Here is a 22,081-nt window from a genome sequence, read left to right as displayed (position 1 = left end):
TTGCTGACAGCTACCGCAAGCTTCCTGCTCGTCGCTTTTGTCTGGCAATGTTCCGTAAAAACCAAACGCTGATTTTTTTAATTCAACTATGAGCTGTGCTATGCAAAATCAAAAACAGGCCGTCGCCCGAAACTCGATGATTATCAGCGGATTGTTGGCGTTAGGTAAATTTATCGCAGGTATATTTACCGGCAGTATTGGCCTGATATCCGAAGGCATTCACTCATTTACCGATTTTATTGCCACCAGCATCACCTGGTGGGCGGTGAGAGTCAGCGATAAACCTGCTGATGATGACCATCACTTTGGTCATGGCAAAGTCGAGAATCTGGCTGCACTGTTTGAGGTACTCCTTTTGTTGGCGGCCGGGGGTTGGATCATCTTTGAAGCAGTGCGCAGCCTGATAGGTGAGGCAAACCAGATTGTGGCTGCACCGGTAGTGATTGCGGTACTGCTGGTGTCCATTGTGGTTGACTTCTTCCGTGTCCGGGCCTTAAACCGCGTGGCCAAGGCCACCAACAGCGCGGCTCTGGAGGCCGATGCTCTGCATTTCTTCTCCGATATGTTGTCTTCTGGCGTGGTGCTGTTGGGCATGGTTTTTGTGCTATTTGGTTTTGCCCGTGCGGATGCGCTGGCAGCCCTGATCGTCGCCTGCTTTATCCTGACTGCCGCCTTGAAGCTAGGGAAACGCTCCTTTGATTCCCTGATTGATACTGCACCGGCTGGCACGCGGGAAGATATCGCTACCCTGCTTAACGATTTCCCAGCGGTGTTGTCTACGGAGAATATTCGCCTGCGCAGTGGCGGAGCCACGCTGTTTATCGAGGTAAGCGTCGGGGTATGCCGGACGCTACCGCTTGAGCGGATCAAGGAGTTGAAGCAGACCGTTACCGCCAAACTTGAACAGCAATACGCCAACTCGGAAGTGAGGGTGATTGCCATCCCTCAAGCCAGAAGTGATGAAGATCTGGCAACCCGTATTCGCATGCTGGCCGCCAACCATGGGGCCGTGGTGCAGAGCCTTTCGCTACAACAATTGGCAGACCGAGTGGCCATCGGTATGGATCTGTTGGTTCCGGCCAATGCCAGCGTAGAGCAGGCGCATGATATTGCCAGCGAGGTGGAGGAGGCTCTACGCCAGACGTTGGGCGAAAATACGGAGATCGAAACCCACCTGGAGCCCCAGATGCTGGATTGGCTGGCTAGCCAGGATGTGGAACACGGCGAACTGGCGAAGATTGAACAAGCATTGACGGTTTCAGCGCAAAACAGCGGATTGGTGCAAGACATCCATGATATCCGGGCGCGAGAAACGCCACAGGGCGTGATTGTGAATTTTCACTGTCGGGCCCTTCCGGCCTTGTCGATTTCTGCGGTGCACGATGCGGTGGACCATATTGAACGGCAATTGAGAATGCAATTCCCGATGGTATCGCGGGTGGTTGGGCATGTTGAACCGCTGTGATCCCTCACAGCGGAATGATTTGCCAGAACGCAGCATGGGCTAATTCAATTAGCCCATGCTTTGCCTTTTTATAACCAAGGCCATTCATCGATCCCACCTGGCTCACAGACAAAAACCACCATTTTCTATACTCTCAACTATCCGACTCCAGACCAGACGTTGAGATGCCTTGGTGAACAGTTTTGACCTGTCATTGTTGAAATATATTCAGGAACACAGCCCGGTGTTAATCGAGGATGTCACCTCCAGGTTTGGTAAAACCACGTCGACGCTGAAGCGCTCCATGAAGGAGATCAACGAGTTCCTGGAACCAGATTACCACCTGCATATCGATGGGCAGTGGATTGTCACGGCAATCGGCTACCGGGAATATATCGCCTTTCTGGAACAGATCCCGTTTAACCGCTACATCACCACCGCCGATGAACGCATTAAAGATCTCAGCGTGGCGCTCTGCCTGCAGGACGTAGTAAACAAAAGCGAGTATTACCGCAAGTTTAACGTCAGCCCAACCACGCTCAAAAACGATAACCAGGCGCTGTCGGCATTTTTACAGGCCAATCATCTCTCCATCACCGCCATTCCCAAACAGGGTTCGCGGATGGATGGTGACGAGATCCTGCTACGCATCGCTATTTGCCTGACGATCCTGAAAACCATCGAGATCGGCGAAGATCACCTGCTGGTGCCGCACAAAGCCAACGAGCCGATTAACCGTTCCATTGCCACGCAGTTCTTAAAGGTGTGCCAACAGGAAATCAGCGCCGCCGCCGAACTGTACCAACGGCGGCTGAGCCAGCGGATCACGCTGGGCTATAACAGCAAAGAATACTTTCTGGTGTATATGAGCATTGCGCTACACCGCATGCGACGCGGGCATTTCATCACCCACAGCGATAACCTGAGCTTTATTCAATCCTCTGACTTTGGGTTGCTGGATGGCGAGCACGAAAACCGCTTTCTTGATCTGCTGATTTCATCGCTGACCTACACCTGGCGGCCATTCGATATCTATGATCCCACGCTGATTACGCTCGTTGGCCACCTTTGTGAAACCCTGACCCCGTTGCTGCGGGCAGAAATCCACAACCGTTCGCCCTTCTTCGCCGAGATCTACCAGTTCGTCTATTCGACCATCGTACAAAACAAGTTCAATCTCTATTTTGACGATAAAAAGCTGCATCAGGTGCAGACCCGGCACGCCCTGCTCTATCAGGGCGTCACCCAGGCTACCGCGCCCATCGCGCAACACTATCAAACCACCTTTTCGCCGGTGCATCTGTCCACGCTGGTGTTGATCCTGAAGAAATACGAGCTGCAAAACCGAGTCCACAGCGAGGAGAAAAAACGCGTCATTATCGTGACCAACTCTTCGGAAAGTAAGGTGGGCTATTTCAAGGAGGTGTTGAAGTCGCACTTCCATATTGAGATTGTCGGCTACGTGAATATCAATGAGTTGCACACGCTCGAACGGATCCCGTTTGATTTGCTGATCACCTTTACCAATAAAATCTCGAGCTATCTGAGGTATTATCAGTTGGATTACATCAAGGTGAATTTCTATCTCAGCCGCGATGATATCTCGCTGCTCAGCCAGCACGGGCTTTCCCGGGCGAAGAAGAAGATCCCGGCGCAGGGGTTTATTCAGGAGATTGAGGGATTGGATCGTCAACAGCTGCGTGCCTTGTTGGAACGGCAATATCCAGATTATTTCATCTGATAAGGTGGGGCGCAGTATGCAGCGCCCATCGTGCCTAAGCGTTTAGCTGGGTTTGACGCAGTCCTCGGCAGTAGACTTCTACCAACTCCAGCCCTTCATTCAGCACCAGAATATCGGCATCTTTCCCCGGGCAAAGTGACCCTTTCCGGCTCTGCGCACCCGCCAGAAACGCCGGGTTTTCGCAAGCAATACTGGCGACGGACACCAGGCCATTATCCAGACGATCGACGATATTCTTCACCGAGTCGAGAAAGTTCATCTCCAGTCGCTGCACCGCATCATAGTCGCAAGGGCAAACGTGGCGCGTATCGCCACCGTCTGAGGTAATCTCTAACTGCCCCTGTTTGATACGGAAGGTCTCTTTGCGCAGGTAATGGTGAAACTCATAGCCTTCCGGGAAATCGACATAGCCCATACAGTCACTCATCAGCACCATGCGCCGATCGCGTTTCAGGCGATAAAGCAGGTCAAATGCCTCCGGCTTGATGGTGATGCCGCTCTGTTTCGCAACTTCCACATAGGTATCCTGATAGTACATCAGCGCACCAACCACCCCGAGCTCACGGTGATGGAAGCCACGCATCCCGCTATAAGCGTGGGTGAAGTGATTTAATCCCGCCTCTATCGCTGCCGTAACCTCAGCAAAGGTGGCATCGGTATGCCCTGCCGACGCGGTGATCCCCTGCGCCCGCAGATGGCGAATCAAATCCAACGCCCCTTCCAGCTCTGGCGCTAACGTCATCAGGCGGATGTTACGGCCCGCCAGATGGTTAAAACGCTCGAATCCCTCAATGCTTGGCCGTTGCAGGCAGTCGGCTCGCTGCATACCGAGATGTTTTTCATTGATGTAGGGGCCTTCCATATGGATACCGATGGCTTCGGCTCCGTTCGCTGGCGTTGCCGTGGCAATATAGTCGGCTGCCTCCATTAACGACGTCTCAAGGAAATCATTTGGCATCGTGCCGGAGGTGGGCAGGTAAGAAGTGACACCAGCCTTGATCAAATCGTGGCTCATCCACTTCAGCGACGCCTTATTGCCCTTGTAGCCGAACGAACCCCGCCCCCAACCGTGCACATGGATATCGACAAAGCCGGGCATGATGATCCGCTCGCTATGGTCGATGCAGCTACCGGAAAAGTGGCTGACAAACCCGCTGATTTGCCCTTGCTGCACCAATAGATAACCGGCCTTGATACCGTCGGGGAACACGATCCGGTTGGATTTGATAACTCCGGAGCGCTGGTCATCCATGGCTTCTCTCCAAGACCCTGTCTGCCAGTTCATCGGCCAAGACGGCGCAAAGGCCAGTATAAGCACCGGGATCCAGCAGCTCCGCAATCTCCTGCGCCGTGAAGTTTTCGGCCATGACCGGATCCTGGCTTAGTATTTCACCGTATTCGAGGTGTTCATGGGTGCTACGCATCGCCATGGTGTAAACCAGCTCATGGGCCGGATCCTTACCCAGCTTATCCACCAGCTTCATCATGATTTTCTCGCTGTTGATCAGCCCGTGCGTCAGCATCACGTTTTCATGCATCCGCTCAGGGTTAATCACCAGCGTGCGCGTCAGCTCCTCCGCACGCAGGATAATCTCGGCCATCAGCTCAATGCTTTCCTGTAGGCTGGCATCAAAGATAAAATAAGCCGAGCTGTCCGCCTCAAACGGCCTTGGACAGACGTAGAGCACCGCCGTCATCACCGAATACAGCTTCTGGGCGTTGGCAATGATGCCCTTTGCCAGCTTGGGATTGACCTTCTGCGGCATGGTGCTGCTACCCACGGTGCCTTTGGTGAACGCCTCGGAGACTTCGCCAAACTCCTCGCTGGACGTCTGATAGACCTCTTCAGCAATTTTATGCAGGGTGGTTGCCAGCAAACACAGGTTGCTGATGTACTCGGCGCGGAACACTCTGGCATTGCGCGAAGGCACCAGCATCGAATGCATCCCGAGCTGTTCGGCGACCAGATCCTGCACCGTTCTGCCCGCTTCCCCCGTGGCGTGAAAGGCTCCCACGGCCCCGCCCATCATCACGGTGAAGACACGCTTTTCCGCCTCCTGCATGCGTTCCACCGCTGCCAGCAGCTCATAAATCCACACGGAAACCTTATAACCATAGGTGATAGGCAAGGCATGTTTGCCGTGGGTGCGCCCCGCCATCAGGGTATTTTTATGTGCCTTTGCCAGGCGAGCCAGATTGACCAACGTGTCATCGACAAACTTCATCAGATGACGGTGGAATTTCTGCACGATCAACAGATGGGCCGTCTGTTGAATGTTTTGGGTCGTCACGCCGTAGTGCACGTACTTGCCGCTTTCTGCATCGCAAGCCTTGACCAACACCTTGATCACCGGCACAAACCCGTGGCCAATCTGGCGCATCAAACGGTCGATCTCCGCCAGATCGATCCGCTCCAACTGGCAGTTGGCGGCGATATTTTCTGCCGCAGCAACAGGGATCATACCGACCTTAGCCTGCGCCATTGCCAGAGCCCCTTCCACATCGAGCCACGACTGTACTCTGGCCTCGTGGGTGAACAGGTCCTTCATGCCCTGATGATCGATGGTTTTACTTTTGGAATCATAAAGTGCGCGCATGCTGTGTTCCTCTTAACGTTGCTGGATGCCAGCAAGATTGTCGTCTACCGCGTTACGGACAAACTCGACGTGTGGCCCGAAGACGACGTGAATATGATTGCTGGAGGGAATAAAGGTCCCCAATGAACCCGCCTCTTTCAGCAACTCCATGTTCATTAGCTTTTGGTCGCCAAGGTCGATACGCAGCCGTGACACACAGTTTTCTACCCGCTTTATATTCTGCCTGCCGCCCAGTCCCTCTACGACCAGCTCTGCTACCTTGTCGTACTCTTTGTTATTAAGCAGCGCGCTGTCCGCCATCTCTTTCTCGCGCCCTGGCGTTTTGATATCAAACTTGCCAATGGCATAGCGGAACACACCATAGAACACCACAAAGTTAATCGCGCCCAGCAGCAGCAGGTTCGGCCAGTGGGTGTTTTCGTACATCAGGCCGAAGATGCCGAAGTCAAAGATCGTGCCGCGAATATAGCCAATCGAGACGTCCAACATTTGCAGAGGAATGGTTAGCAGGCCGCACAAGATCGCGTAGACAACAAAGAGCTGCGGTGCAATAAACAGGAAGGAGAACTCGAGCGGCTCGGTGATATTGCCGAGGAATGCCGTCAGCACCACGGTCAGGATCATCCCTTTGGCGAATTTCTTGTTTTTGAAATAGGCCATGTGATACATCGCCAAGCCGATCGCCGGAACGCGGAACAACGTGGTCAGCATCTGCGACGACGCCAGGTAACTGGACAGCGTTGGCATGAACTCATTCCATGCCGGATGGTTGGGCCCCAATTCAAACAGGATCTTGTTCATGGCAGGTAAAATGCCAACGTAGGTTTGCCCATCAATCAGATAGGTGCCGCCCGCTTCGGTAAAGCGTACCGTCGAACTCAGGACATGGTGCAAACCAAACGGGATCAGCAAACGGTTCAGGGTCATGTAGATCCCGGCACCGATGTTCGGCGCCATCATCACGGTCGAGATGCTCCGCATCCCATAGGTAAACACATCCCACACGAATGGGATCAGCAGGCCGACCGGGATGGTGAAGGCAATCGATAGAATGGCGACCGATTTCTTCCCGCTGAAGAAGGCAAAGGCCAACGGCAGTTGCAGCCGATAGAACCGGTCTGTCACCTTGGCGGCAAGCAAACCGGCAATGATCCCTCCCAGCGCCTCTATTTTCAACGTATGAATGCCAAGCACCATGCCCTGCCCGACCAGCGCCATATTCTCCGTCACCAATTGGTCCATCACTTTTAAATGCACGTGCATGGAGATCAGTAAGGTTAGATAGGCGATGACCGAAGCGAAGACCGCAATACCCTTTTCCTTCTTCGACATGCCATAAGCGACCCCCATGGCGAACAGCAATGGGATATTCTGGAACACCACGCTGCTGATTAATCCCACCGAAGAGAGGATCGCCTTGCAGTAGGCATTTCCCAGAAACGGCAGTTTATCGATCATATACGCCTGGCCCAGCGCGCTACAGATCCCCATTAACATCCCCACCGGGGCTAACACGGCGATAGGCAATAATAGGGAACGCCCAAACGTCTGTATTTCGTTTTTAAAGTTGGATTTCATTATCTGGCCCCTGGTTTACTTTACCTCTCTATCAAACAATGCCAGCGCTCCCGCCATCAAGGCCAAATACTGGCTGATTCAAGGCTCATTTTTTGCCCGTCAAAAATCAGGGCTAGGGGCCAATTAACCGGTACGGCAAATCGCCGCCCGGTCATTTTCAGACAGGCGGTTAGCAATAAGGCTTAAACTCCAGTCTTTTTAATGCTATTTCGCTTATTCTCACCTGCAAACCGCGGCGTTTTCTGCCATTCTTTTGCCTATTCCTCCTAGCCTTAGCCGCACCTTCGTAGACAGGACAAATAATGGAAGTGTTAACAAAGGATGAAGTGTTATATCACCGGGGAAGTTTGCTGACAGCAGACGGCGTCATGGTCGCATCATGGGATCTTGAGCAGCAGGAGAGTTTTTCCGGTGATTATTTTAGCCTGGCTGGCTACCGCGGTATCCGCAACGCCGCTGCGGCCCCTTTCAGCGTGGATTATTGTAACGAATCTACCGTGCACATCATTAATGGCATGGGCGTAACACTGGGCGATTCCATTATTGGCCTGACTGCGATAGAGGCGCTGCGCGAGTTTAATCCCAACCTGCGCACGATTATCTATCGGCCAGGGCGCGCGCCCCACTATGTCGATCAGCTTTATCATCTGGCGGCAGGCGTGGTGGCGGATTTACGTTGGCTGCCGTGGAAGGCGGAGCATGTTCCTGAGCAAGAGCTGTGTATCGATGCCGGTAATCAGCTGTTCTGGCCAGCCTTCACCACGTTGCCGATGATTGATTTCTTCCTGCAGGCGCTGGGCGTTGAACCTGCCGCTATTCCTGCCCGGGCGAAAGCCAACCGCTGGATGCAAAAACTGTGTCTGCCGCCATTACCTGAGCGCTGGCAGAATAAGCCCTACGTGCTGTTTTGCCCCACCGCCAGTACGCCGTTACGCAGCATCCCGGCCAGTGCTCATGTGCCACTGGTGAATGCCCTGTGGGAGAAGTTTGCCTGCCCGGTGCTGGGGTTCGGCGCGGTAGATCATCCGCATTATGTGGATATTCAACCGCTTTCCACCGCTACCGCTGATTTCCTGGCCTGGGTGAAGCATGCCCGCTATGTTCTGACATCGGATACCGCTGCGGTGCATATTGCCGCTGGCTACGATGTACCAACTACCGCCTTCTTTACCTCAATCGCTCCCGAATTGCGGGTGCGAGACTATCCTTTATGTCAGCCTGTCTATTTTGCCATCCCCGAGCTGAACAACGTGCAGGCCAGCGCCAGAAAGCATGACCTGGAGCAGGTCGAACTAGCCTTTACGACCCTGATGCTAAACGAATTGCCGTGGGCCTGATCCCCGGTCTGGAGAACTACCGATGCTGTTGACCGCAATAAGAAATACCGCGTTTGCCCTGCTGGCTTTGGTCATTACCCAAACCAGCGCTCTCAGTTTCACCCTGGAAGTCGGCGGCAAGATTAAAAATACCACCGACGCCGAGAACAAAACCTATGTCTTTACCGATAAAGAGCTGTTTGCCATGCCGGTTCACAGCATCACGACCACCACTTCGTGGACGCCCAGAGTGAAATTCGATGGCGTATTGCTGGCAGATATTTTGGCTAAAGTGGGTGCCGAAGGCACCATGATGACGCTCTACGCACTGAACGATTATTATATTGATGTGCCCATCTCGGACGTGGCTAAATACAACATGATCCTGGCCTATAAAATGGGTGGGGAAATGTTAAAGGTGCGCGATTTCGGGCCGCTGTTTCTGATTTATCCCCGCGATGCCGGGGGCGCGGAGCTCAACTCTCCGCTTTATAACTCGCGCTTTATCTGGCAGATCAACAGGATAGTAATTAAATGAAGTTAGTCCGCTTCAAAGACAGCGGCAGGTTGGCTATTCCGGCCATTTTTGCCGCCTTATTCCTGCTCGCCTCGACGGTGACACTGTATTACTACAGTGCCACCCTGTCCAAAAAAGGGCTGTATGCCGTTGCCGGTACGCAGGAAAACTACTCTTGGTCGATCGCCAAGTTCGCCATCAAGCTGGCGGAATTTGAAACCCTGGTGGAACAGCAAAAAAGCACCCATCAGGTGGATATCGATAACCTGAGGCTAAGGTTCGATATTCTCTATTCTCGCTATTCGGTGCTCGCCCGCCCGTCAGAATCGACCCTGCCGCTGTACCACGAACCTGGCTATCCCGAGCTCGTTGAACGGATGCGCGAAGAAATAACTCGGCTGGATCAGTTGGTCAACAGCCCTCAGGTAGATCTGGGGCTGATTTCGCAGGCCATGCAACAGATCAAACCCTCCGCGATTATGATGGCCAACCTGGCCGACCACGCTGAAGTGAAGCAGCGTACCGGGGCTTACGAAGATTTTATCGAGAAACGGCACATCATCTTTTATGGCCTGGTGATCATTATGTTCTCGGTGATCGCGCTGATTGCCATCACGCTGATCGAGATCCGTCAGCAGCGCCAAACCATCAGCCAACAGTCGAAGGCCATTCGCGCAGAGCAAAAGGCTATCCGCACCAAAAACGCCTTCCTCGGGGCCATCGGACATGAACTGCGTACCTCGCTGCAAAGCATCATGTCCGCTATCGATGTGCTGACCCATACCCGCGTATCCTATGAGCACAAAGATACCTTTCACCGCCTGGAAACCGCCGCCGAGCAGATAGAAAGCCAGATGAAGGATCTCACCGATTATGCACGCCTGGACAGCGGTATGATGGAGCTGCGCATTGTTCCCTTTAATGCCCAGCAGGTGATCGACGAAACGACGGATGAAATCGCCATGCTGACCCATAAACCTGGGGTCAAACTGGTACGTGAAGTGGAGTTCACCCATGCGCAGGTCTATTCCGACCCGCAGCGCCTTCGGCAAATCGTGGTTAACCTGCTGACCAACGCCTTTAAATATACTGAAAGCGGTACCATCACGCTGCACAGTTGCCTGCGTAGCCAACCGGCGGGGAGTTCGTTGCTCATTGAGGTTACGGATACTGGCATCGGTATCGACAATGCCCAGCTACCGCAGATTTTTGAGCCCTTTACCCAGCTCGATCAGTCAAATACTCGCCAATACAGCGGGGTTGGTATGGGATTGGCGATCGTCCACGGCCTGGTCGAATTGCTCGACGGCACGATCACGGTGTACAGCGAAGTGGGAGAAGGCAGCACCTTTATCGTCAGCATTCCCGTTGAGATCAGTGAAGAACAGTTGCCAGAGCAAAGCCCACGTCCTGCAGCAACGCTGTTGAAAAAAGAGCAGCAAATCCTGGTGGTAGACGACAATCCTGCCGCAGGCATGGCCTTTATCGCTCTACTCGACAAGTTGGGCTATCAATATGAGCTGTGTGACTCATCGGAACGTGCGTTGCAAAAGCTGTTGCGGCGGCCTTACGATGCCTTGCTGCTCGATCTGCAAATGCCAGGCATCGATGGTGTGGCAGTGGCGCAACGGCTGCGTGACCAGCGTGGCCCGAACCGCAATATCCCGATTATCGGTATCAGCGCCTATACACTGGAGCTGCTCCCTAGCGAGCAACGCGCCATGTTTGACGATTATCTGATGAAACCGGTACGCATGGAGGCGCTATCCACCTCTCTCACGTCGCTGTTTGTCGCTACAGATTAAAGCACCGTTGCAGTGCGGCTTCGATCACATGGAGCCGCACCGGCTTTTCATACGGGCCTAGCACGTCATAATCACGCATTGCTCTGGCAATCTCTGACTCACGCAAATCGGTGCCCAACTGGCCGGTCAGCACCAGGATCGGCGCATCCGCATGATCGGAAGTGCGAATGGTTTCGATGCATCTCTGCGCCGTCTCATGGCCTATCAACCAATCCACCACGTAGCCATCAAACGGGCTTTTGGCCAGCGCCTGGCAGAAACTGCTGACGTCATAGAAAGCCACGGCGTTGAATCCTTGGCTATTGAGATACTTGGTTAGCTCGTCAGCGGCCTGATGTGCATCATCCAATACCGCAATGCTCAGGCGATCGTCTTCGCTATGGCCGGGGCGGATCTCGATCAATTCGACAGCAAAACTCTTGCCCTGTGGGGCTTCGCTGGCTCGATAAACGATCCACTGCCCTTCCTGCTGCAAGCCAACAAACTCGGCCTGCCTGCTGCCCAATAGTTCGCTGCTAATGTGCGCCACACAAGGTAACGCCACCCCGGCCACAGAAAAGATGGCATCCTGTGCCACAGTGGACCCAACAGGCTCGCTTTCGGGGAGAATGTCGACGATGGACGCCGGCGTTTCTCCCAGGGCCAGTGCCACGCTGTTGATTTGTTCCAGCGTCCATGGGCTCTGGCCTTTCAGCTTGCGGTGAGCATGGGAAAAACTCAGATCCAAAATGCGGCTGAGCTCCTTGGCATGTTGTCGCTTGCCGATCCCATGCTGCAAAAAGAGTTCCCTGACCTTGCCTGCAATCGACTGCGAATCGAATTTTTGATGATTGTTAAACATTTTATCCTTCGATATATCTCGCTGATTTTTCAGTCGCTTTGACACCCATACGTACAAAAACGTTATCGAAATCTCGCATACTATACAATCTTAGCCTAATAGCTTGCTTGACATACCATCTTTTATGGTCAAACATGGTATCAGAAGTGATGTATTATAAAAACGATAGTAGAACGATAAGTCAGTAATAACCATACCGACACCAGGGAAATTATAAGCCGGCCACAACACCTGATTAAAGTATCGACAGGGAGTTGCAAGCTGAGCAAGTTTAACCGCAGAGTTAATTGCTTCACCCCTCGTTAAGCCGGGGCCCGCAAGGGTTCCGGTTTTTTATTTGCCCAAAACCCAATGAAAAGGCCGGAGAACACTCCCCGGCCCGTCAGCATGGCCAACCTCGATCGGCAGATTACCCTCCAGCGTTGGCATCTTCTTCAGCCTGGCGAATGATGGCTTTAGCCATCCACTGGGTCACATCCTGAATATCATCGAGCTCTAAACCCCAAATGTCCTTCAGCACCAGGAACACCTCGGAACCATAAATCAGCGAAAAGGCATGGATCACGCGTTGCAGAGCGTCAGCAGGGAGTTTGTTCTGCAAGGGCTCCACCGCCAGCTTCAACAGCCGCTTGCGATTGCCACGCACAAACTTTTCGCCCGGCGTCGCGTTAGCCCATTGCTGGAGCGAAAGCTGTAACGCCGCACGTAGCGCGCCTTCATGCTGCTCCATCTGCGGATAGGCAAACGCCAACAGTTGATGAATGCGCTTGAGCGCATCGTTATCCTGCGGTTGCCATTCAAGGATCGGCCCCAGGCTTTTCGCCACAACGGCGGAGATCAGGGCACTTTGGGTGGGAAAATAGCGATAAGCGGTGGCACGGGAGACCTGCGCATGCGCCGCTAGCTCTGTAATCGAAGGGAAGACACCACCATCGTAGAGCTCCATCGCACAGGCCAGCAGCAAGCTGCGGGTTTTGGCACGAGTATGTGTCAAAGATTCATCCCGCGGAGCGGGAAATGCGGATATTGGCACGTTTTCCTCGAACTTCCTCGTATCTTCCAACCTTGGAGTCAATACGATAGACAGCCTCACCGACAGATCCTGGCCCATCGGCAGCGTAAAAAATCATAGCTAAGATAGCCAAAAACGGGACACAAGTCTCACTTTAAACAAATTAATGCTTGCAAAAATGATACGGCAGTCTCATTATGACCAACAAATAAACGATAGTACCTTATTGTCCGACACCAGGGTTCACAACCTACAATAAAAAATAGCATTAAAATCAATTTGTTCAGACTTTTGTCTGAACCTTTTTCAGGAACAGATGATGAGCAGCACCCCAGGTTTTGTCTATATTGCTACCACAGCAGATACTAAAGGACAAGAACTGGAATATGTCCGTCATCTGATCGCCAATCTCGATTTACCCGTCATCACCCTCGATCTCTCCACTTCCGGTAAGCCTTCTCTGTATCACGCGGACGTTTCTGCACATGAGATCGCGGGTTACCATCCGGAAGGTGAACAAGCCGTTTTTTGTGCTAATCGCGGGCAGGCGATTGCGGCCATGGCTGTCGCGTTTGAGCGCTTCATGCTCTCACGTCGTGATGTTGCTGCGCTCCTCGGTTTGGGCGGGTCTGGTGGCACCGCGATCATCACGCCCGCTATGCAACAGTTGCCCATCGGCCTGCCAAAGCTGATGGTATCGAGTATGGCTGCGGGTGATGTCGCTGGCTATGTCGGCTCCAGCGATATTGCCATGCTGTATTCCGTCACCGATATCGCCGGGCTAAATCGCATTTCACGCAAGGTATTGAGCAATGCCGCCAACCAGATAGCCGGGGCCATCCGCTTTCATATCGATGATGATGCCGACAGCAAACCCGCCACCGGCCTGACCATGTTTGGTGTCACTACGCCTTGTATCAAGGCCGTGACCAGCGCCATTGAGCACGACTGGGATTGCCTGGTGTTTCACGCTACCGGCAGTGGTGGCCAGGCAATGGAAAAGCTGATCGACAGCCGCTTGCTCAACGCCGTATTGGATCTGACCACCACCGAGGTGTGCGACTATCTGTTTGATGGCGTGTTGGCCTGCAACGAAGATCGCTTTGGGGCCATCGCCCGCACTGAGATCCCTGGTGTGATGTCATGCGGAGGGCTGGATATGATCAACTTCGGTCACCCGAAAACCATTCCGGCCCGCTACGCCAATCGTCAATTTTATTGCCACAACAGCCAAGTAACGCTGATGCGCACCACGGCGCAGGAGAATACCCAGTTGGGGCGATGGATTGGCAGCAAGCTGAACGCCTGTGCCGGGGAGGTATGCTTTGTAGTACCACTGGGGGGCTTTTCAACCTTGGATGCGCCAGGGCAGCCCTTCTGGGATCCACAGGCGCTGGGCGCTTTTGTTCACTCGCTGGAACGGACGCTGGTACAGACCGCAAAACGCCGGTTGCTCAAAGTGCCGTACCATATCAACGATCCCCTGTTCGCCGCGGTTATTATCGAACAATTTAATGCCATTGCTGCTACGTCTAAATAATCCTGTCAGAAAATAAAATAAAAAAAGCCGGGCAAATAACCCGGCATTTTTATTTTGACAGCAATGTTAATTATTCAGCAGCAGGGACATGATCGCGCATTTTTTTCATATGCTCCATCATCTTCTGCTCACGTTTCTGATAATTCTCATTGTATTGTTTTTTCTGCTCTGGCGTTAGCAGGTTATACATTTTGTTTTCCGCTTTGGCGCGTTCCAGCATGTGCTCAGATTGCGCTTTACCGATCGCATCGATCTGGGCTTTTGCCTTGGCTTCGTCGAAGCTTTCCGAAGCGATCATGCTGTGCAGTGCCTGGCGCTCGTCTTTAGCACCCGGGCCGCGTTTTTGATGCGACTCTTTCATGATATCGCGCATCTGCTGGCGCTGCTCGTTGGTCAGGTTCAAGCCAGCAAAAGGACTGTCTCTTTTTGCGTCTTTATAGTGCATCATTTTCACCGGGGCGGCGGTTGTGGCCGATGCGGTTGCCGGGGCGGTAGTTGTGTCGGCTGCGAAGGCGGCAGAAGCAGAACCCAGGGCTAACGTTGAAGCGACAAATAAAGCAGTCAGTTTACGCATAATTATTTCCTTAAAAGTTATTCTTCATCAGGAGCGCTGTACGTTAACAGGCTCACTATCTCGTCGTCGAAAATAATAGTATGCGCATGAATATATAGTAATGCGATGGAGTGTAAATTTTTTAAAATCAAAAATGGTAATATTCGTCAATTATGAATAAATTATGGAGAAGGCGTCTGTTATTTGGAAGATTACATTGCCCAAGCGTAATTATTAGTGTGGCTTTTGTCCACCTCCAGCCAGGGATTAATTTAGCATCCCTAGCCACAACCCTGGCTCAACGAAGCCAAAAACTGATTTTCGCACACTACGCGGTTCTCTTTTACACTCTATACAGACGTCGTTCACGCGATCCCCATCGTCTTTCAGGTTGCAGCGTAGGGTCCGGCTGTCCCTTTTTGAGGAATGAACATGTTCACAGACCAAGGCCCGATACTCCTAAACACCCATTTTGGCACCAGCAGCCCTTACTGGCATCTGGCGTTTGACAGTAATGCCCTGCAGTTGACGGCAATCAAAGGCAAAACACACCTTGCCGTGGCCCTCGACGAAATGCAGGCAGCGAAAATCCGCCGTCTGAGCGGGGTCACCGCCAGCCTGGATCTGACCATTCTGCTCAGCGGCCAACCCATCCACCTGCATTTGGTCGGCCGCCGGGTCAATAAATTAGAGTGGGCGGGTACCGCCTCTGCCTATACCGATACCGAGGCCGTGGCACGTGATTTGGTGCACGGCCTATCGTTTGCCGAACAGGTGGTGTCAGAGGCTAATTCCGTCATTGTCATCGTTGACCAACACGGCCGCGTCCAGCGCTTTAACCGCCTGAGCGAAGAGTATACCGGCCTGCAGGAACAGGATGTGATCGGCAAAAACGTCTTCAAGATGTTTATGAGCCCCGAAGAAGCCACAGCATCACGGCGCAATATTGCCACCTTCTTTCGCAACGGGGCCTCCTATGAGGTGGAGCGCTGGATCAAAACGGTCAAAGGCGAGCGGTTATTCCTGTTCCGCAACAAGTTCGTCCACAGCGGCAGCGGCAAAAAAGAGGTGTTCCTGATCTGTTCCGGCACGGATATCACCGAAGAACGCCGCGCCCAGGAACGCCTGCGGCTATTGGCCAATACCGATACCATCACTGGCCTGCCAAACCGCAACGCCATTCAGGATGATATTAACCGGGCGATTAGCGAACGCGGTGACAGCCACATTGGGCTGGTCTATCTCGATCTGGATAACTTCAAAAAAGTGAACGACGCCTATGGGCATATGTTTGGCGATCGCTTGCTGATCGAGGTGTCCCACGCCATTCTCAGTTGCCTGGATCATGGAGAAAAACTTGCCCGTCTGGGAGGCGATGAATTTCTGGTGCTGGTCACCCAGGCCGACCGGATCATGCTGCAAGAGCTGGCACAGCGCATTATCGAACGCTTGCAAATGCCCTTCCGCATCGGCCTGATCGAGGTCTACACCGGCTGTTCGATTGGCATTGCCCTGTGCCCGCAACATGGCCACGATCTGGACAGCCTGATCCGCAGCGCCGATACCGCCATGTACGTTGCCAAGGAACACGGCAAACGCACCTTTATTGTCTTCTCGCCGGAAATGAACCGCCGCGTTGCCGAATACATGTGGCTGGATACCAACCTGCGTAAGGGGCTGGAACAGGAGCAACTGGTGGTGTATTACCAACCCAAGGTCGCAACGCTCAACGGCGCCGTGCATAGCGTAGAGGCGCTGGTCCGCTGGGATTCGCCGGAGCGCGGGCTGATCCCACCATTACAGTTTATCTCCTACGCCGAAGAGTCCGGGCTGATTGCCCCACTTGGCCGCTGGGTGCTGCAAACCGCCGCTAAACAGGCAGCCATTTGGCAACAGCAAGGGCTGAATCTGCGCATCGCGGTTAACCTTTCCGCCAGGCAGTTGGTAGATGACAGCGTGGTAAACGATCTGGTTGAGGTACTGCGAGAAAACCAGCTTTCTCCCTGCACGCTGGACTTTGAGCTGACCGAAAGCAGCCTGATAGAAGATGAAAACCGGGCGCGTGAGGTGATCGCCCGGCTACGGGCCTTGGGTGCACAGGTGCATCTGGATGATTTTGGCACCGGCTACTCCTCTCTGGCCCAGTTGGCACGTATCCCGCTGGACGCCATCAAGCTGGATCAAAGCTTTGTTCGCGGCGTCAATCTGGCCCCGGTATCACAATCATTGATACGCGCCATCGTCGCGGTCGCCGCAGCGCTACAGTTCAAGGTGATTGCCGAAGGGGTTGAGACAGACAGTGAAAATCGCTTCCTGGACTGCGTAGGAGTCGATGAAAAACAAGGATTCCTGTTCGCCCGGCCGATGCTGCCCGAGCAATTGGAACAGTGGCTGAAAACCTATAGCCCGCAATCACCAAAGTGATGCGGGCGTGAATTAACGCTTAGCCAGCGTGACGCTGATTAAGCGTGTGCCGATCCTGCAAGATCACCAACCGCTCAATGTACAGGCGATCCTTCTCCTCGATGGTAAAGGCCGAATGCACCCAATCTTCGGTAATATCCATCAGCTCGGAGCGGGATAACTGCAATACCCGCTGACGCGCGCGCAACATGGCACGCATACCGTTCAGCTTGGGCCTGATGGTGTCGATAAAGGTACGAGTCGCCATATAGGCATCCCCCGGTTGAAACAGCTTATCCACCAGTCCATAGCTTTCGAACCATTCGGCAGTATGAGATTCCCCGCTCCAGATCAGTTCTTCTGCCAGGCGCATGCCTGCCTTGCGGGCTACCAGTGAATAACCACCCATACCGGGAAACAGATTGAAGGCGATTTCTGGGAACCCCATCCGCACATTGTTCTGTGCCAAAACAAAATGGTGCGCCAATGCCGCCTCAAAACCGCCTCCTAGCGCGCTGCCCTCCACCATGGCGATGCTAATGGCCCCAGTATCAAAACCTCGTGCTGCGGCATGCACACAGTCGATACAGGCCCGGGCATACGCCATCATCGCCTCACGCTTGCGGTTTTTGATCGCTTCGGCAAAAAAGCTCAGATCCCCGCCGACGTTAAACATGTTTTGCACCAGCGAGCCGGTGACCCAAAAGTCGAACTGCAACGTCGACTCTTTCGCCGCCTGCGCCAGCGTCATGATGTCTTCTATCAGCGCCTGATTAAAGCAAGGGCGCGGCTCTGCACGCATTAGCATCCACATAATGTGGCGATCTTCCTCGTAATAAGCGGAAAGTTGCGACAGGTTGCCCGCTTCGGTAAATGGGCGACAGGTGGGATGATTGAATAATTTCATAAGACCTTCCATTTTATCTATTGGTTCAGGAGATAACCGTTCCAGCCCCTACGGCTGCAGTAGGCGCATGCCGGATGAAAAAGCGCGCGCCATAAGATGAGTAAAAGCCTTCCTGGCGCTGAGATAGATAAAATTGCAGGGATCCGGCAGAAAATCAGACGTGTGGTGAATAGGACAAAATCGAACAATCTCGCTTGCAGCTGTAGGTAGAGGCCATTATCAGAATTAACCCAATCTCGCTCATAACGGCCAAATCGAGGGCATATTTGGCTATAATCAAGCACATGCCCATTGATTTACCTGAAGGATACCGTGACGTAATGCAGAATAAAGCCGCTCCAGAGCAGCCTGAGGCCATTGAGAAACCGACGATCGCCATCAAAACCGGCAACCAAAAACTGGATAAAGGCCTTTCGGGGTTCGCTCGCCTGATAGAGCGCGTTAAAGCCTGGCCCACCATCGCTCACCTACTGCGAGCCACAGAACGCTTCAACGACCGTCTTGGCAGCCAGTTTGGCGCCGCCATTACTTACTTCTCGTTTCTCTCTCTGATCCCGATCCTGATGGTGTCGTTTGCCGCCGTGGGCTTTGTGCTGGCATCTAACCCGGATTTGCTGGCCGAATTGATCAACAAGATCGTCAATAGCATCAGCGATCCCACGTTGGCCAGTACCTTGAAGAACACGGTGAACACCGCCATTCAGCAACGTACCACCGTCGGCCTGACCGGCCTGGCGCTGGCGCTGTACTCCGGCATCAGTTGGATGGGCAACCTGCGTGAGGCGATCCGCGCCCAATCCCGCGACGTCTGGGAACGCAATCCGCAGGATCAGGAGAAAATCTATTTTCGCTACACCCGCGATTTTATTTCATTAACCGGCCTGGTGGTGGCGTTGATCGTCACACTGTCGTTAACCTCGATTGCGGGTTCTGCCCAAGCAGCCATCGTGCATGCGTTGGGGCTCGATGGCATTGAATGGCTGCGGCCGGCGATGACGTTGATCGCACTGTCGATCTCCATCTTTGCCAACTACCTGCTGTTTCTGTGGATCTTCTGGATGCTGCCGCGCCATAAGCCGAAGAAAAAAGCGCTACTGCGCGGCACGTTAATCGCCGCAATTGGCTTTGAGGCGATCAAGTTTGTGATGACCATGACGCTGCCGCAGGTCGCCAAATCGCCTTCCGGTGCCGCCTTTGGCTCGGTGATCGGGCTGATGGCGTTCTTCTACTTTTTTGCCCGCCTGACGCTGTTTTGCGCCGCCTGGATTGCCACGGCAGAGTATAAAGAGGACAAAACCCTGCCGCAGGGCAAGTGAATATCCGCCATCAGCATTGCATTCATGCCAGTCGCAAGGTTGCGACTGGTTTTTTATTTCGATAATCAAACCAAAAAGCAGTCAATAGCTCTAAAACCAGACTAACCAACCGGCCAAAACCAGCATAACAAACTACCCTATAACTTTTCTTTTCGCCTTTTCCAGTCATTCTCTCTGCTTATAGCCCACTTCACCACGTTAACGACCATAGAACATCAACTCGTTAAAACATTAGTCTTTTTAACAGTTTATTTGCCAGATAGTACAAAATCTCCCCGTTGAAAAGCCATTTTGCTATGACTAAGATGAATTTTTCCCTAGTCAAAATATAAGAAATAACTATGCAAGCCACCATCGCAACCCCCTTGGACGCCGATACCGCGTCCACACCGGTTAACTCCCGGGGAAAAGTCATCGTCGCCTCTCTGGTCGGTACCGCCATCGAGTTCTTTGATTTCTATATTTATGCCACCGCTGCGGTGATCGTGTTCCCGCATATCTTCTTCCCACAGGGCGATCCTGCCGCCGCCACGCTGCAATCGCTGGCCACCTTCGCCATCGCCTTTGTGGCGCGGCCAATCGGTTCTGCCCTGTTCGGCCACTTCGGCGATCGCGTCGGGCGGAAGGTAACTTTGGTGGCTTCACTGCTGACCATGGGGATTTCCACCGTGCTGATCGGCCTGCTGCCAAGCTATGCAACCATTGGCATCTTTGCACCGATCCTGCTGGCGTTGGCACGCTTTGGCCAAGGCCTGGGTCTGGGTGGCGAATGGGGCGGAGCCGCGTTGCTGGCCACCGAGAATGCGCCTGCCAACAAGCGGGCGCTGTACGGCTCGTTCCCACAGTTGGGGGCACCGATAGGCTTCTTCTTCGCCAACGGCACCTTCCTGCTACTCTCCTGGTTGCTGACCGATGAACAGTTCATGACCTGGGGCTGGCGCGTACCATTTATCCTCTCTGCCGCGCTGGTGCTGGTTGGCCTGTATGTGCGTATTTCGCTGCACGAGACTCCGGTTTTTGCCAAGGTGGCCAAAGCAGGCAAACAGGTGAAGGTCCCGCTAGGGACGCTGCTGAGCAAGCACAAAAAGGCTACCATCCTGGGTACCTTCATCATGCTGGCGACCTATACGCTGTTCTACCTGATGACCGTTTACTCCATGACCTACGGCACGGCCGCAGAGCCGCTGGGGCTGGGCTATTCGCGTAACAGCTTCCTGTGGATGCTGATGGTGGCGGTGATTGGTTTTGGCGTGATGGTGCCGATCGCCGGTTTGCTGGCCGATGCCTTTGGCCGCCGCAAGACCATGATTGTCATCACTCTGTTGATGATCGGCTTTGCCTTCCTGTTCCCGAGCATGCTGGGTTCCGGCAATCAGCTGTTGGTGATGGCTTTCCTGCTGCTTGGGCTGAGCATTATGGGCCTGACCTTTGGCCCGATGGGCGCGCTGCTGCCTGAACTGTTCCCAACCGAAGTGCGCTACACCGGGGCCTCGTTCTCGTATAACGTGGCCTCGATCCTGGGGGCTTCGGTAGCGCCTTATATTGCGACCTGGTTGGCTAACAACTACGGGCTGTTCTACGTTGGTATGTACTTGGCGGCCATGGCTAGCCTGACGCTGATCGCGCTGCTGCTGATGAAAGAAACCCGCCACACATCGCTGTAATCCTCTCCCGGCCCCCTACCTATGGGGGCCTGTTTGTCTGTTGTCACAAATCCCGGCTATGCTATCCCCCCATTTGCTGAGGAAACCCGCCCATGTCGTTGCGCCGTTGGCTCTGTTTGTCTGTTGCGTTGCTGATTATTATCGCCATTGCCGCCTATTTTTGGCTGAAACCGGCCCACCCGGATGCACTGTGGCATATCGTCAGCCAGCAATGCCTGCCAAATCAGCAGCAAAACCATAATCCGGCCCCCTGCGCACAGGTAGATGAGCAGGCCGGGTTCGTGGTGCTGAAAGACCGCAATGGGCCTTTGCAATACCTGTTGATGCCAACGGCCAAAATCACCGGCATTGAAAGTCCGCAGGTATTACAGTCCGACACCGCCAACTTCTTCGCCTTAGCCTGGCAGGCCCGGCATTTTATGGCGGATAAACTCGGTAAACCGATCGACGATGCCGTCATCTCACTGGCGATCAACTCTGAATATGGCCGTACGCAAAATCAGCTGCATATTCATATCTCCTGCCTGCAACCGGCGGTAAAAACCCGGCTGGCGCAGCTGCAAGGGGATTTCAGCGAAAGCTGGCAGCCGCTACCCGGTGGATTGCTGGGGCATGATTATTTGGCTCGCCGCGCCAGCGCTGCTGAACTCAAGCAGCTTGGGGCATTCCGTTTGCTGGCTCAGGGCGTTGAGGGCTCTAGTGATAATATGGGGAGCTATGGCATGGCGATGACTGCCTTACCGGGAGGGGATTTCCTCCTGCTGGCTGTGAAACGTAATTTGTGGCAGCTGAATCTGGCCTCAGCCGAAGAGATCCAGGATCACAGCTGCCAGGTACTACAGTAATC

At 53.6% G+C, this 22,081-nt stretch carries 17 protein-coding genes; 10 read left to right on the top strand and 7 right to left on the bottom strand.

Annotated features, from left to right (window positions below):
• Positions 1 to 100 precede the first annotated feature (100 nt).
• Positions 101 to 1,465, top strand: a complete 1,365-nt coding sequence (locus N6G83_RS35650; protein ID WP_211135279.1) for a cation-efflux pump — start codon at positions 101 to 103, stop codon at positions 1,463 to 1,465.
• Between the two features lie 172 nt (positions 1,466 to 1,637).
• Positions 1,638 to 3,185, top strand: coding sequence for a hypothetical protein (locus N6G83_RS35645; RefSeq protein ID WP_211135281.1), 1,548 nt, complete (start codon positions 1,638 to 1,640; stop codon positions 3,183 to 3,185).
• Between the two features lie 34 nt (positions 3,186 to 3,219).
• Here N6G83_RS35645 and N6G83_RS35640 read toward each other — a convergent pair whose 3' ends face one another.
• From N6G83_RS35640 to N6G83_RS35630, 3 genes are read right to left on the bottom strand one after another with little or no spacing between them, the layout of a single operon-like run.
• The gene (locus N6G83_RS35640; RefSeq protein WP_211135284.1) at positions 3,220 to 4,437 is read right to left on the bottom strand and encodes an N-acetylglucosamine-6-phosphate deacetylase; all 1,218 of its coding nucleotides are present in this window, start codon (positions 4,435 to 4,437) and stop codon (positions 3,220 to 3,222) included.
• A complete protein-coding gene (locus tag N6G83_RS35635; RefSeq protein WP_024527647.1) occupies positions 4,430 to 5,782 on the bottom strand; it encodes an adenylosuccinate lyase family protein in 1,353 nt (450 codons plus the stop codon). Before N6G83_RS35635 ends, N6G83_RS35640 begins: the two co-directional genes overlap by 8 nt.
• 12 nt (positions 5,783 to 5,794) lie before the next feature.
• Positions 5,795 to 7,360 carry a PTS transporter subunit EIIC gene (locus tag N6G83_RS35630; protein ID WP_024527648.1) on the bottom strand — a complete coding sequence of 522 codons (1,566 nt, stop codon included), beginning with the start codon at positions 7,358 to 7,360 and terminating at the stop codon, positions 5,795 to 5,797.
• A gap of 302 nt (positions 7,361 to 7,662) precedes the next feature.
• Here N6G83_RS35630 and N6G83_RS35625 point away from each other — a divergent pair, with 302 nt between their 5' ends.
• From N6G83_RS35625 to N6G83_RS35615, 3 genes are read left to right on the top strand one after another with little or no spacing between them, the layout of a single operon-like run.
• The gene (locus N6G83_RS35625; protein WP_074030208.1) at positions 7,663 to 8,697 is read left to right on the top strand and encodes a glycosyltransferase family 9 protein; all 1,035 of its coding nucleotides are present in this window, start codon (positions 7,663 to 7,665) and stop codon (positions 8,695 to 8,697) included.
• Positions 8,698 to 8,719: 22 nt separating this feature from the next.
• Positions 8,720 to 9,214, top strand: coding sequence for a molybdopterin-dependent oxidoreductase (locus N6G83_RS35620; RefSeq protein WP_024527650.1), 495 nt, complete (start codon positions 8,720 to 8,722; stop codon positions 9,212 to 9,214).
• Positions 9,211 to 10,998 carry an ATP-binding protein gene (locus N6G83_RS35615; RefSeq protein ID WP_260524114.1) on the top strand — a complete coding sequence of 596 codons (1,788 nt, stop codon included), beginning with the start codon at positions 9,211 to 9,213 and terminating at the stop codon, positions 10,996 to 10,998. The genes N6G83_RS35620 and N6G83_RS35615 overlap by 4 nt, the downstream gene beginning before the upstream one ends.
• Here the strand turns inward: N6G83_RS35615 and N6G83_RS35610 are convergent.
• Both N6G83_RS35610 and N6G83_RS35605 read right to left on the bottom strand, forming a co-directional pair.
• The gene (locus N6G83_RS35610) at positions 10,988 to 11,839 is read right to left on the bottom strand and encodes a helix-turn-helix domain-containing protein (RefSeq protein WP_074030205.1); all 852 of its coding nucleotides are present in this window, start codon (positions 11,837 to 11,839) and stop codon (positions 10,988 to 10,990) included. The genes N6G83_RS35615 and N6G83_RS35610 overlap by 11 nt on opposite strands.
• 409 nt (positions 11,840 to 12,248) lie before the next feature.
• Entirely contained in the window at positions 12,249 to 12,785 is a 537-nt protein-coding gene (locus N6G83_RS35605; RefSeq protein WP_233169560.1) for a TetR/AcrR family transcriptional regulator, read from the bottom strand.
• A 385-nt stretch (positions 12,786 to 13,170) separates the two neighbouring features.
• Here N6G83_RS35605 and N6G83_RS35600 point away from each other — a divergent pair, with 385 nt between their 5' ends.
• Positions 13,171 to 14,391: a Tm-1-like ATP-binding domain-containing protein gene (locus tag N6G83_RS35600; RefSeq protein ID WP_211135313.1), complete on the top strand. Its 1,221-nt coding sequence runs from the start codon at positions 13,171 to 13,173 to the stop codon at positions 14,389 to 14,391.
• A gap of 70 nt (positions 14,392 to 14,461) precedes the next feature.
• Here N6G83_RS35600 and spy read toward each other — a convergent pair whose 3' ends face one another.
• On the bottom strand, positions 14,462 to 14,965 hold the full coding sequence (spy, locus tag N6G83_RS35595; protein WP_024527655.1) for an ATP-independent periplasmic protein-refolding chaperone Spy: 504 nt from the start codon (positions 14,963 to 14,965) through the stop codon (positions 14,462 to 14,464).
• 411 nt (positions 14,966 to 15,376) lie between these two features.
• Here spy and pdeR point away from each other — a divergent pair, with 411 nt between their 5' ends.
• Positions 15,377 to 17,368, top strand: coding sequence for a cyclic di-GMP phosphodiesterase (pdeR, locus tag N6G83_RS35590; protein WP_211135287.1), 1,992 nt, complete (start codon positions 15,377 to 15,379; stop codon positions 17,366 to 17,368).
• Positions 17,369 to 17,387: 19 nt separating this feature from the next.
• On the opposite strand, the gene N6G83_RS35585 is transcribed toward pdeR, so the two are convergent.
• Positions 17,388 to 18,254, bottom strand: a complete 867-nt coding sequence (locus N6G83_RS35585) for a crotonase/enoyl-CoA hydratase family protein (RefSeq protein WP_024527657.1) — start codon at positions 18,252 to 18,254, stop codon at positions 17,388 to 17,390.
• Positions 18,255 to 18,574: 320 nt separating this feature from the next.
• Between N6G83_RS35585 and yhjD the strand changes: the two genes are divergently transcribed.
• The 3 genes from yhjD to N6G83_RS35570 all read left to right on the top strand — a co-directional run bounded on the left by yhjD (position 18,575) and on the right by N6G83_RS35570 (position 22,079).
• Entirely contained in the window at positions 18,575 to 19,570 is a 996-nt protein-coding gene (yhjD, locus tag N6G83_RS35580) for an inner membrane protein YhjD (protein WP_024527658.1), read from the top strand.
• A 341-nt stretch (positions 19,571 to 19,911) separates the two neighbouring features.
• A complete protein-coding gene (locus N6G83_RS35575; protein WP_199063047.1) occupies positions 19,912 to 21,234 on the top strand; it encodes an MFS transporter in 1,323 nt (440 codons plus the stop codon).
• A 92-nt stretch (positions 21,235 to 21,326) separates the two neighbouring features.
• Positions 21,327 to 22,079 carry a CDP-diacylglycerol diphosphatase gene (locus N6G83_RS35570; protein WP_024527659.1) on the top strand — a complete coding sequence of 251 codons (753 nt, stop codon included), beginning with the start codon at positions 21,327 to 21,329 and terminating at the stop codon, positions 22,077 to 22,079.
• The last annotated feature ends 2 nt before the right edge of the window (positions 22,080 to 22,081 follow it).

It is taken from the genome of Serratia sp. PL7 (assembly GCF_945957435.1).
The sequence above is the reverse complement of the archived record's forward strand: the minus strand, read 5'-3'. Positions and strand labels throughout refer to the sequence as shown.

Excerpts from the sequence above, each read along its gene's own strand:
- N6G83_RS35640 (WP_211135284.1), bottom strand. The coding sequence starts at position 4,437 with ATGGATGACCAGCGCTCCGGAGTTATCAAATCCAACCGGATCGTGTTC.
- pdeR (WP_211135287.1), top strand. The coding sequence starts at position 15,377 with ATGTTCACAGACCAAGGCCCGATACTCCTAAACACCCATTTTGGCACC.
- N6G83_RS35585 (WP_024527657.1), bottom strand. The coding sequence starts at position 18,254 with ATGAAATTATTCAATCATCCCACCTGTCGCCCATTTACCGAAGCGGGC.
- N6G83_RS35615 (WP_260524114.1), top strand. The coding sequence starts at position 9,211 with ATGAAGTTAGTCCGCTTCAAAGACAGCGGCAGGTTGGCTATTCCGGCC.
- N6G83_RS35650 (WP_211135279.1), top strand. The coding sequence starts at position 101 with ATGCAAAATCAAAAACAGGCCGTCGCCCGAAACTCGATGATTATCAGC.
- N6G83_RS35635 (WP_024527647.1), bottom strand. The coding sequence starts at position 5,782 with ATGCGCGCACTTTATGATTCCAAAAGTAAAACCATCGATCATCAGGGC.
- N6G83_RS35625 (WP_074030208.1), top strand. The coding sequence starts at position 7,663 with ATGGAAGTGTTAACAAAGGATGAAGTGTTATATCACCGGGGAAGTTTG.
- N6G83_RS35630 (WP_024527648.1), bottom strand. The coding sequence starts at position 7,360 with ATGAAATCCAACTTTAAAAACGAAATACAGACGTTTGGGCGTTCCCTA.
- N6G83_RS35610 (WP_074030205.1), bottom strand. The coding sequence starts at position 11,839 with ATGTTTAACAATCATCAAAAATTCGATTCGCAGTCGATTGCAGGCAAG.
- N6G83_RS35605 (WP_233169560.1), bottom strand. The coding sequence starts at position 12,785 with ATGGAGCTCTACGATGGTGGTGTCTTCCCTTCGATTACAGAGCTAGCG.
- yhjD (WP_024527658.1), top strand. The coding sequence starts at position 18,575 with ATGCAGAATAAAGCCGCTCCAGAGCAGCCTGAGGCCATTGAGAAACCG.
- N6G83_RS35600 (WP_211135313.1), top strand. The coding sequence starts at position 13,171 with ATGAGCAGCACCCCAGGTTTTGTCTATATTGCTACCACAGCAGATACT.
- N6G83_RS35570 (WP_024527659.1), top strand. The coding sequence starts at position 21,327 with ATGTCGTTGCGCCGTTGGCTCTGTTTGTCTGTTGCGTTGCTGATTATT.
- N6G83_RS35575 (WP_199063047.1), top strand. The coding sequence starts at position 19,912 with ATGCAAGCCACCATCGCAACCCCCTTGGACGCCGATACCGCGTCCACA.
- N6G83_RS35620 (WP_024527650.1), top strand. The coding sequence starts at position 8,720 with ATGCTGTTGACCGCAATAAGAAATACCGCGTTTGCCCTGCTGGCTTTG.
- spy (WP_024527655.1), bottom strand. The coding sequence starts at position 14,965 with ATGCGTAAACTGACTGCTTTATTTGTCGCTTCAACGTTAGCCCTGGGT.